General features: G+C 53.3%; 1 protein-coding gene (cut by a window edge). It reads right to left on the bottom strand.

Going from position 1 to position 12,577, the window contains the following annotated elements; genetic code table 11:
• Positions 1 to 12,577, bottom strand: partial view of a non-ribosomal peptide synthase/polyketide synthase gene (locus ACEN8J_RS11040; RefSeq protein ID WP_495594496.1) — the 3' end only. 29,753 nt of this gene lie beyond the right edge of the window; only the last 12,577 of its 42,330 coding nucleotides appear in the window; its start codon lies off the right edge, out of view; the stop codon is at positions 1 to 3.

Genomic DNA, 12,577 nt, shown 5'->3' on the forward strand with positions numbered 1-12,577 from the left:
TTAAAAAACAAAGTCGATGGAATCCGGTGAGAAGCCTTCCGGCCGCTCGTCCGAGTTAACCTGAATATCGCCTAACAGCAAATCTGGATCGATTCCAATCTGGGACAGGATCGCTATCAAATCTCTGGTTAATCTCTCAATAGCGTCGGCTCCAAACAGCTTCGTGCAATATTCAAACGAACCCTTGATTTCCCCGTCTTCATCACTCATAGACAAGGTCAAATCGAATTTGGAGATGCTGTGCTCCTGAACATATGGACTGAAGGACAGCGTTTCTAGCTTCGTTTCCTGCGACTCTGTATTTTGCAGTACAAACATGGTGTCAAACAACGGGTTACGGCTTGCATCCCGTGCTACATCCAGCTTTTCCACCAACTCTTCCAGTGGATAATCCTGATGCTCAAAGGCTTGCAGCGTACGATCTCTGGCTTCCTGCAAGTAGCTGTGGAACGTTTGGTTGCCTTTCGGCTGATGCCGGATGGCTAGCGTATTGACGAACATTCCGATCAGTGGCTCCAGCTCAGGCAACAAGCGGCCTGCTACTGGCGTACCGATGATCAAATCGTCCTGACCGCTGTATTTGGACAGCAGAACGGTGTAGGCGCTCAACAGCACCATGTACAGTGTACTTCCGGTTTGTGTCGCAATTCGGTGCAGTTGCTCGGATACATTCGCGTCCACTGTAAATTCATACATCGCACCTTCGAAGCTGCGAACAGCAGGTCTAGGATAAGCAATTGGCAAATTCAGTACCGGCAACTCTCCAGCTAAATGCTCCAGCCAGAAGTGTTCCCGGCGTTGGTATGATTCACGCTGCATCTCCTGCTGCTGCCACACGGCGTAGTCTTTGTACTGAATTTGCAGCGGCTCCAATGCCTGTCCTTCGTACAGTTGTACCAACTCCTGCACGATATTGTTCGACGATACACCGTCTGAAATAATATGGTGCATGTCGTACATCAGGAGATGGCGCTCTGGTCCGGTTTGAATAAGACGGACACGCAGCAGTGGTGCCTGGCGAAGGTCAAAGCTGCGTACAAAGGACTCGATATAGGCATCGGCTTCGGACTCCCTGGCTTGCAGGTGCTCTACTGCAAACTCCACTTGATCGTACACCCGCTGTACGACCTCGCCTTCCAGCATTTCAAAGGAAGTCCGCAGCGTTTCATGGCGAGCTATTAACTGACGGAACGCATCCTCCAGCCGATCGGCCTGAAGCGGTCCCTCCACGGTTAATACACCCGGCATATTGTAGCTGAGATCCCCACCTTCCAGATGGCTCAAAATGTACAGTCGTTTTTGAGCCGAGGAAACCGGGTAGTATGCCTGTTGCGCCGCCGCAGGAATCACCGTATAGGTGTCTGTGCCGTGCGTTGCGATGAGCTGGGCTTGCTGCTCAATCGTAAAGTGTTGGAACACCTCACGCAGCGTAATCCGGCTGTCCAGTTCCTGATGGATTTTGGCCACCAGCGTCGTTGCTCGCAGGGAGTGCCCACCCACGTCAAAGAATGAGTCGGTGACTCCTACGCTGGACAGCTTCAAGACATCCTGCCAGATTTGGGCTAGCTTGGCTTCCAGCGGCGTCCGCGGTGCAACGTACTCCAGGCCTCCTTCGAGGCGTGCTTCCGGCGCCGGCAGCGCCTTGCGGTCGATTTTCCCGTTCGGTGTCAGCGGGAAACGATCCAGTTGTACCACATACGTCGGGATCATGTAATCGGGCAGCTTCGGCTGCAGCGCATTCCGTAGCTCCGGCAAACTCAGGGACGCTGAAGCTATGATGTAGGCACACAGGTCCTTGTGTCCGTCTTCGTTTTCCCATGCTGTGACCACGGCTTTCTGAATGCCATCCACGGTCAGCAGCTGCGCTTCCACCTCACCCAGCTCGATCCGGTAACCCCGGATTTTCACCTGGTGGTCGATCCGGCCCAAATACTCAATACTGCCGTCTGGCATCCACCGTGCCAAGTCGCCCGTGCGGTACATCCGGTTTGCGTGAGTGCTGTCCGCTGGATCGGTTGCTGCCGCATCAGCGAACGGATTCAGGACGAACTTCTCTGCCGTCAGCTCCGGCAGGTTCAGGTATCCTCGTCCCACACCTGCACCCCCGATATAAAGTTCACCTGCGATACCGATCGGCACCAGCTGTTGCTGGCTGTTCAAGATGTACACAGACTGGTTCGCGATCGGCGTTCCGATGGATACCGTATGCTCCCCTTTTTCCAGCAATGCGTTCAGGGACTCCACATCTTCAATCGTATAAGCGGTCGCATCTACCGTCGTTTCGGTCGGACCGTACACGTTCGTAATCACCGGACGATACCCGGACCACTTGTGCAGGAACACTTGTACCAGCTGCACGGATAATGCTTCGCCACCAATCAGGTAATGCTTCACTTCCGGCGCTTCCGTCACACTGACGCTTTCGTTCAAAATATGCAGATGCGCAGGTGTGCCGTCCGACAGATCAATCCGGTGCGTGCGGTAGTAGGCGATCAAATGCTCTCCGCTCAGGCTGACGTCACGGGACACCACATGCAGAGTGTGGCCTAACAGCAAGCTGGCAAAGATTTGCTTCACCGAAGCATCAAATACAAATGCTGACAGCCATGCGACATGAAGCGGCTGTTCGTAACGGCTGTATACTCGTTTCCATAAAGCATCTACCAGATTGCTAACACTGCCCTGCTCGATCATGACCCCTTTCGGCTGACCGGTGGTGCCTGACGTGTAAATCATATAGGCCAGGTTATGCGGGCCGGCGACAGGGATCAGGTTGCTCGCATCCTGTGCTCCCAGTTGAGCTTGAACGTCCTCGTCATCCAAGACTACAGCTCGAACTGTGGATGGCAAGCTGAGCGACAGGTTGGCAACTCTACTTGTAATCACGACCTTGGCCCCACTGTCTTGGAGCATGTAGTCGATGCGCTCCTGTGGATACATCGTATCCATCGGCACATACGCGCCTCCGGCCTTCAGTACCCCCAGAATGCTCACCAGAATATCCGCAGAACGTTCCAGCAATACGCCCACCGGTTGATCTGCTTCGACCCCTTCCGCTCGTAACACACGAGCCAATTGGTTCGCACGCTCATTTAGCTCAGTGTAGGTCAGCGCGGTGGCCCCAGACACAACGGCTATCCGCTCAGGGTTGCGCTTCGCTTGCTCTTCAAAGCGTTCGCTGAGCGAATGGCCTTGTAATGCTCCAAGCACGCTATGCGCATTCGGATCATTGAATACCTTCAGAATCTGCTCGGTTTCTTCTGTTGTAATCAACTCCAGTTCACCCAGCTTCGCATCCGGGTTCACCGCCACAGCTTTGGCCAAGCGAACAAAGTGACGCGTCATCCGTTCTACCGTTTCACGCTCGTACAACGCAGTTGCATACTGCAATCCGAACTGGATACCCGCCTCTTCCTCTCTGGCTTCCAGCGTCAAATCAAACTTCGCTGGCGTTTGTTCCAAGCCGTATGGACGGAAGCTCAGATCTGCCAGTTGCAGTTCGCCTTCCTCAGTGGTTTGCAGGGTAAACATCGTATCGAACAGCGGATGGTGGCTCATATCCCGCTTCACATTTAGCTTTTCCACCAGCTCCTCAAATGGGTAGTCCTGATGTTCATAGGCTTGCAGTGCACAAACTTTCACTTCTTCCACGTAGCTGCGGAAGGTATGTTCCGCTGTCGGATAGTTTCGCAATGCCAGCGTTCCGACGAACATCCCAATCATCGGCTCCAGATCGGCATGCGGTCGTCCGGCAATCGGTGTGCCGACTACGATGTCCTCTTGCCCGCTGTATTGGTGTAAGAGCGCGGTGTACGCCGCCAGCAGCACCATATACAGCGTGGAGCCTGTGTACGCCGCCAGTTCTTTCAGCCGTTCGCTGACTTCACGTTCCAGTCCGAACACCACCGTGTCGCCTGCGGTACTTCGCACCGCCGGACGGGCAAAGTCCGTAGGTAGATCCAGTACAGGCAGTTCACCCCGGAAGGTGCCCCGCCAGTACGCTTCCTGACGTTGCATCCACTCTTGATGGGCTTCGCTTTGCTGCCATACCGCATAATCCTTGTACTGTATACGCAATGGCGAAAGCTCTTCACCGTCATATAAGCGGACAAATTCATCGGTCAGTACTCCCATGGACACGCCATCCGAGACGATGTGGTGCATATCGAGCATGAGTAAATGCTGCGATTCCTGCTCGGTTCCTTGTACGCCCAAATCTACCAAGCCTACCCGCAGCAGCGGAGCGGCTTTCAGATCGAACGGACGTACAAACTGCCGCACCCGTTCTTGTGCTTCCTGGCTGACCATCGTGTCCGTATCCGTGGTTGTATCCTGATCTGTATCCGTAGTCGCACCCTCTACCTGTACCTTTGTATACTCCACCTCGAACGGCACGGTGTCCTCAATCCATTGCACCGGCTCACTGTCCACCAGCTCAAAGCGGGTACGCAAAGTTGCATGGCGGGCGACCAGTTGACGGAACACGTCCTCCACTCGCTTCACGTCCAGCGGACCACTCACTTGCAGCACTGACGGCATGTTGTAGTTCACATCATTCGGGTCGAACTGATGCAGCACAAACAGTCGTTTTTGCGCCGAGGAAAGCGGGTAGAAGCTGCGTTCTTCCGTTACCGGAATGGACGCATACGCCACTTGATCCAGACCTTCCATGACCGTTGCCAGTTGTTCAATCGTTGGCGCTTCAAAAATACTGCGCAGTGGAAGCGGCTTGTTCAGCTCCTTGTGAATTTTCGAGGCCAGCGTCGTCGCCCGCAGCGAGTGTCCGCCAATCTCGAAGAAGTTTTCCTTCACACCGACCTGCGCCAGACCCAGCACATCCTGCCAAATTTGCGCCAGCTTCACTTCTACCCACGTCCGCGGTGCGACATAATCAGCTCCGCTTTGCAGGTTGCCTTCCGGTGTTGGCAGTGCCTTGCGGTCGATTTTACCGTTCGGTGTCAACGGCATCTGCTCCAGCTGTACCAAATACGAAGGCACCATGTAGTTTGGAAGCTCCTCGCCCAGTAAGCTGCGCAGCTCACCAGCGCTCACTTCCCTTTCAGCAACATAGTACGCCACCAATTGGTTTTGCCCCTGTTCGTCCGCCTGGGCCAGTACGATGACCTCTTGTACATCCTCCACTTTCAAAATTTGTGCCTCGACTTCGCCCAGCTCGATCCGGTAACCCCGGATTTTCACCTGATGGTCGATCCGGCCCAAATATTCAATGTTGCCGTCTGGCATCCATCTGGCCAAGTCACCCGTACGGTACATTCGTTCGTAGCCGGCTTCACCAGCCGCAAACGGATTTGGTATAAATTTCTCAGCCGTCAGCTCTGGGCGATCCAGATAACCACGGGCCAGACCCGGACCGGACACGCACAGTTCACCCGCTACGCCTACCGGAGCCAAATGTCCATGCACATCCACCATGTACACCCGATGATTCGGTATAGGGCGTCCGATGGAAATGAGTTGTCCTGCTCTCTCGTCCTCGGATACCGGCCAGACGGACGTCGCCACCGAGTTTTCGGTTGGACCGTAGCCGTTGTAGTACGCCACCTGATCCTTCCACTTGTATACCAATTCTGTTGAGGATGCTGAACCCGCAGTGAACAGAACACGCAGGTATGGCATCCGCTCCGGCTCCAGATACACCGCATAGGTCGGTGGTAACGTCGCCACCGTAATCTGATGTTCTGTCATATAATGTTCGAATCTCTCATAGTCCAAAATCGTCTCTGACGTTGGTACATACAACGTGGCTCCGCAGAACAGCGCCTGGAAGATTTCCCAGCAAGCCGCATCAAACGAATAGCTAGCAAACAGCAACGTATGATCCGACGTGCGGATCTTGAGCGTCTGATCAAAATACGTTTTCAGATTGCATAGACCGCGATGCTCCAACATAACACCCTTCGGCTGCCCCGTCGTACCTGACGTATAAATGACATAGGCCAGATCGTTCGGACCAGACAACGGCTCCAGATTGGAACCATCCTCGTGATACACACCCTGTGCCCCATTCAGCACCAGCACGCTACCGTCGAAAGCCACTTTATCAACCAGATGGTTTTGCGTTAACAACAGCTTCGCACCCGAGTCGTCCAGCATGTAGCGGATACGCTCCTCTGGATAGGTCGGATCGATGGGGACATATGCGCCCCCGGCTTTTAAAATCCCGAAGATGCCCACGATCATGTCCACCGAACGCTCGGTCATCAGTCCCACCAAACGATCCTTCGTCACACCTTGACTACGCAAGGTGCGCGCCAGACGATTCGCACGTTCATTCAGCTCGCGATAGGTCAGCTGTTCTCCTTCAAAGAACAATGCTGGCTGTTCCGGTGTGTGTGCCGTTTGTGTCTCGAACAGGCCATGGATCGTTTGCTCGCTCGGATACTCGGCGGCTGTATTGCCCCATACGCGGAGAATTTGCTCGCGCTCCTGCGTACTTACCATATCCAGCTCCTGCACCCGAGTGTCCGGCTTCGCTACCACCTGCTCCAATAGCTGTATCAGATGGCCCTGAGTCCGCTTCACGGCTTCACGATCATATAACTTCGCATTGTATTCAAATCGGATTTTCATCGCTTCCTGCGGCATGACAACCAGATTGAAATCATAGTTGGTTTGTTCAATCATGCCGGCATTGCGAATTTCAAAGTCCGACGCTGCCCCTTCGCCAAGTTGCTCGACCTGCTCCTCCACCGGATAGTTTTCAAACACGATAATGTGGTTGATCAGGTCTTGCTTTTGCTCGGTCAAGGCTTGAATTTCATACAGCGGATACGTTTCATAATCTTGAGAAGTCAGCGCCTGTTTCTGATTCGTTCTGATCAGGTCGGCAAAGGTATCGTCAACCCCACTGCGGATACGTATTGGAATGGTGTTAATGAACAAGCCCACCATGTTTTCGATCCCCGAAATATCCGCTGGACGACCCGACACTACACCACCAAAAACAGCGTCATCACTACCGTTGTACTTTTGGAGCAGCAAGCCCCAAGCTGTTTGCAGCAATGTATTCGGGGTCACGTGGTGCTGCTTGGCCACCATTTCCATACGTCCAGTCAAATCCTTGCCCAGATCACACAGGATATGCTCAAATTGGGCATCGTCCGCTTTCACGCCTACTTTTCCGGTCGGAATCGAAGTTTGCTGATCATAGCCGAGCAAATAATCCTTCCAGTAGGAAGCTGCTGCTTCTTCATCCTGTGCTTCAAGCCACTCAATATACTGACTGTATGGAGTCACGGGGGCAAGCTTCGGCTGTCTATGCTCCACGGCTGCAAAATAAGCCTCAAACACCTCATCCGTGACTAACGCCACACACCAGCCATCCATCAAGATGTGATGAGAGCTCCACACAAAATAATAATCCTCATCACCTGTTCGTAAAATCGCCACGCGCATCAACGCATCCCGGGACAAATCGAATCCGGCTGCCTTGTCCTTGCGAATAAATTCCTGCACATACGCGTCACGTTCCTGCTCATTCAGATGACGCAAATCTTCACATCTGAAACCAACCTCCTTGCGGCGGAAAATCACCTGCACAGGCTCATCCTGCCAACCGCTGATGAAATTAGCTCTAAAGATCTCATGCCGCTGCGCCAAATGATTCAAGCTATCCTGGAAAATATCCGCTTGGAAACGTCCGTGCAAATCAAAGGTCGTTTGTTCAAAATAAGCCCCGGATGCTGCATCCATCAGACTATGAAACAGCATGCCTTTTTGCATCGGCGTCAACGCATAGACATTTTCCAGTTCCCCGATGTCACGAGTCCGTTCTACCAATTGATCCAGCTCGGCCATCGTTACATGTTTAAGCATGACATCGCTTGGCGTCAGTTCTTGCTGTTTGCGGCCTGTGCAATGCGTAATGATTTCCTGCAAACTGATTTTGAACTGTTCAGCTAACTGCTCCATCGTTTCACGACGATATTCCTGCTTGCTGTAGCTGATTGTCAATTGCAGCTTACCTTCCGAAATCAGTCCGTTCATATCCAGCGTGTGCGATCTGGCTGCATGGGCGCTAAGCTCTGCACCACTAGCGTAAGGAGATACGCCAATAGATTGATTTTGCATATCTTGATCAAATTGTCCCAAATAGTTAAAGCTGATTTCAGGTTCGGTCACAAAACGCTCTTGCTCACGGGCTGCGGACAGGTATCTCAACATCCCGTAGCCAATGCCCTTTTGCGGAATGCGGCGTAGTCCTTCTTTCACCTGTTTGATGCGCTGTGAAAGGTCTTGCCCCACGCTCATATCCAGCACAACTGGGAATTGGGTCGTAAACCAGCCCACGGTGCGCGTAATATCCAGTTCTGGCAGAATGGATTCCCGCCCATGGCCTTCCAGGCTCACGAGCACTCGTTCCAGGCCCGCCCAGCGATGAATCGTCAGTCCCAATGCGGTAAGCAGCAAATCATTCATCTCCGTGTTGTAGGCACGATGCGCCTGTTTTAACAACTGCTCCGTTTCCTGAGCTGTCCACGTAACTGTCATGTTCTCGCTGTCCCTATTCAAGGAATGAGAAGGGGACTCGTCTTTTGGAAGCGGCTGATATACGCCATGTTCCATTTCCTTCCAGAATGCAAGTTCTGCTGCCATGGCCGGACTATTCGCATATTGAGACTGCCCATCCGCCCAGGTGCGGAACGAATCCGTTTTGTGCGGAAGGCGAGCCGTTTGTCCGTTCAATGCCTGCTCGTAGGCGGTTGTAATATCCTCGAACAAAATGCGCCAAGATACGGTATCCACCACCAAGTGATGAATCGCCATCAGCAAATGATCACCATCTGGGCAATGGAACAGCCCCAGTTTCACCAGCGGTCCTTCGCTTAACTGAATACCCGCCTGAATTTCATTCACTTTAGCCTCGATCGCCGCTGACACCTCAGTCTCATGGCTGAGGTCTATACGTTCCAGCGTATACAGCTCGCCCTCCCCAATTGCGCGATTCCAGGCTTCATATCCGTGCTCCGTAGGACGGAAAACGATCCGCAGTGTGTCGTGATGGCTAACGATTTGATCCATCGCCGTGCGCAGGGCCGGTTCATCAAAACCATCCTTGCTATGCAGCATGATGGACTGGTTATGATGATGAGCATCCGTCAGGTTTTGCTCAAAGAACCAGTGTTGAACAGGTGTCAGCTTCACAGCGCCCACCACTTCGCTTTGATCCGCCAATCGGGTCACCGATTGAACTTTCAGTGCCAAGGCGGACACGGTTGGATGACTGAACAGGTCTTTCATCTCCAGTCGATAACCTGCTTGCAGCAATCGGGAGGATACTTGCAAGGCCTTAATCGAATCGCCACCCAGCTCAAAGAAGTTATCCTGCGCACCTACCGCTTCCACGCCGAGCACCCCGGCCCATACCGCAGCCAGTACTTGCTCCACCGTCGTACGCGGTGCCACATAGGCTGCACCCGTATGGATGCTTCCTTCCGGTTCCGGCAAGGCCTTGCGGTCGATTTTGCCGTTGCTCGTCAGGGGGATCGTCTCCAGTCGCATCAAACGTGCAGGCACCATGTGCGCTGGCAGTCCGGCTTCCAGTTCGGCCTGTACCTCCTCGATCCGCAGCTCAGCTTCTCCTGTGATGTATCCGCACAAGTACTTGTGTCCACGCTCATCCGTCCGGTCGATGACTACCGCTTGACGTACACCCGGCACCCGCTGGATCGCCGTTTCGATCTCGCCCAGCTCGATCCGATAGCCCCGGATTTTCACTTGATAGTCCATCCGGCCGATAAAGTCCACATTGCCGTCCGGCATCCATCGCGCCAAGTCACCTGTGCGGTATAATCGTTCACCTGGCACGAACGGATTGGCTACGAATTTCTCGGCCGTCAGGTCCGCACGGTTCAGGTAGCCTCGTGCTACCCCAGCTCCGCCAATGCACAGCTCACCCAGTACGCCGATCGGCACCGGATTCAGCTGGCTGTCCACGATGTAGAAGCGTGCGTTCAGCCATGCCTGTCCAATCGGCACATTACCGCTGCTTGGCAGCTTCGACAGTTCTTCGTCGTAGAAGCTGGAGTCGATCGCCGCTTCCGTAACACCATAGCTGTTCATAATGCGAATATCTGCGCCAAATCGTTCTTGCAACACCCGATAATCCGTCACGCTGCAGCTATCCGAGCTGGTAATCAGCAATTCCAAACTGCTCATGTCCAGTCCCTGCTCATATACATGCTGCATGAACGGTACGATCAGGGCTGGAGTCGATTCGAACACGGTAATCTGGTAGTCACGAATCCAGCCATACAGACGGCTCGGGTCAATCCGGTCGTCTTTCGGACAGATAACCATCGTTCCGCCGTTATAGAGCGTCCGGGCGATATCGCCGACGAACACGTCGAAGGAGAAGCTTGCCAGCTGCAGCAAACGTACCGGGAACTGGTTCAGGCGATAATCCCGACGATACGCCGCGGCGGTATTCACCAAGCTGCGATGCTCGATCATGACGCCCTTCGGACGTCCCGTTGTTCCCGACGTGTAGATCACATACGCCAGATCCTTCGGTTCATTAATAGGTTCAACGTCCGTGGCATCCCCGGTGTACAGCGACTCATCGTCCAGCGCCAGTACAGTATGCAGACACAGTCCCGTTGCGGGTTCGGATACTGCTTCGCTTTCATCCAGCCAGACCTGCGCGCGCTCCTGTAAGCCCGTTTGGGTCAACAGTACCGTAGCACCACTGTCCTCCAGCATGAAGCGGATGCGTTCAGACGGATAGTCTGCATCCAGCGGTACATATGCACCTCCGGCTTTCCATACCGCCAATACGCCGACCAGCATGTCGACCGAGCGTTCACTCAAGATGCCAACAATCGATTCACGGCCAATGCCTTCATTTCGCAATCTACGGGCTAATTGGTTCGCACGCTCGTTCAGTGTGCGGTACGTCAGTTGTTGTTCCTCGTACACCACCGCCACATGATCTGGTATAAGCTGGGTCTGTTCTTCCACATAAGTATGGAATAAGCCTCCTGCTTCAGCAGTAACATCCGATACTCCCACATCTCCAAAACCGTAGATGATTTGTGCCTTCTCCTCGACAGTTACCATATCCAAAGCTGCCAGTGGCTGCTGCGGATGAAGAGTAATCGCACGTACAAGTTCGGTAAAATGCTGTGCCAATCGCGCGATGGTCTCAGGCTTGTACAGCGCCGTGCTGTATTCCAGACTGCACAGAATGCCTTCCGGCTGCTCCACGGCATCCAAGGTCAGATCAAATTTGGCCGTATGATTGTCTGTCGGATACGTTTTAAAGGTCAGACCTTCCAGCTCGAACTCCTGCTGCTCAAATGTTTTCAACTCAAACATCGTGTCAAACAGCGCATTCCGGCTCGTATCCCGCGTTAAATTCAGCTTTTCAACCAGCTCTTCAAAAGGATATTCCTGATGTTCGTAAGCACTGAGCGCATGCTCTTTGACCTCTTGCAAGTAATCTAGGAACGTTTTGTCACCAGCCGGATAATTGCGGATCGCCAGCGTGTTGAGGAATACGCCTACCAAGCCCTCCAGCTCCGCATGCGGTCTTCCGGCAATCGGCGTGCCGACGATAATGTCTTCCTGTCCCGAATATTTATGCAAAAGCGTGCTATACGCGGCCAGCAATACCATGTACAAGGTGGAGCCGGTTTGCGCGGACAGCTGTTTCAACTGTTCGCTGTCCTCCAGGCTGATCGCAAATTCCAATCGCGCTCCTTCCAGACGCTGTACGACTGGTCTTGCAAAATCCGTAGGCATATCCAGCACCGGAATGTCACCAGCCATCGTGTTCAGCCAGTAGCTTTCCTGCTCACGAAGCCGCTCACTTTGCATATCGGCATGCTGCCAAACCGCATAGTCCTTGTACTGAATACGGAGTGGCGGCAGTTCCTTGCCTTCATACAATTGAGAGAACTCCTGCACGATAATTCCTTCCGTGACGCCATCCGAAATAATATGGTGCATGTCATAGAGCATGACGTGACGCTCCGGTCCGGTTTCCACCAGCTGAACCCGCAGCAATGGTGCTTGTGCGAGATCAAATGCGCGTACAAAGTCTTGGGCATACTGCTGGGTCTCTTCTTCGCTTGCCTGCACATGCTCCACGCTGAATGCGACGCCCGATTCAATCCGTTGAATCACCTCACCATCCACCATCTCGAATCGGGTTCGCAGGGCTTCATGACGGGCAATCAGCTGGCGGAAGGCTTGTTCCAGTCGTTTTTTATCCAAGGAACCTTCGATAATCAACGCTCCTGGCATGTTGTAGCTAACCTCTCCACCTTCCAGGTGACTCAGCACGTACATCCGTTTTTGCGCCGAGGAAACAGGATAATATTCACGCTCCTCCACCACAGGAATAGATACATACGTTTGCTGGGTCTGATCTTCACCCATCAACTGCACCAGTTGCTCAATCGTCGGATATTGGAAAATATCTCGCAACGCCAGCTTGTGATTCAGCTCCTGATGGATTTTCGCCATCAGGGTGGTAGCGCGCAGAGAATGTCCTCCCACTTCAAAGAAGTTATCCTGGATGCCTATTTGATGATGATTCAGAACGCTTTGCCAA

Source organism: Paenibacillus sp. Paensp38, assembly GCF_059491915.1.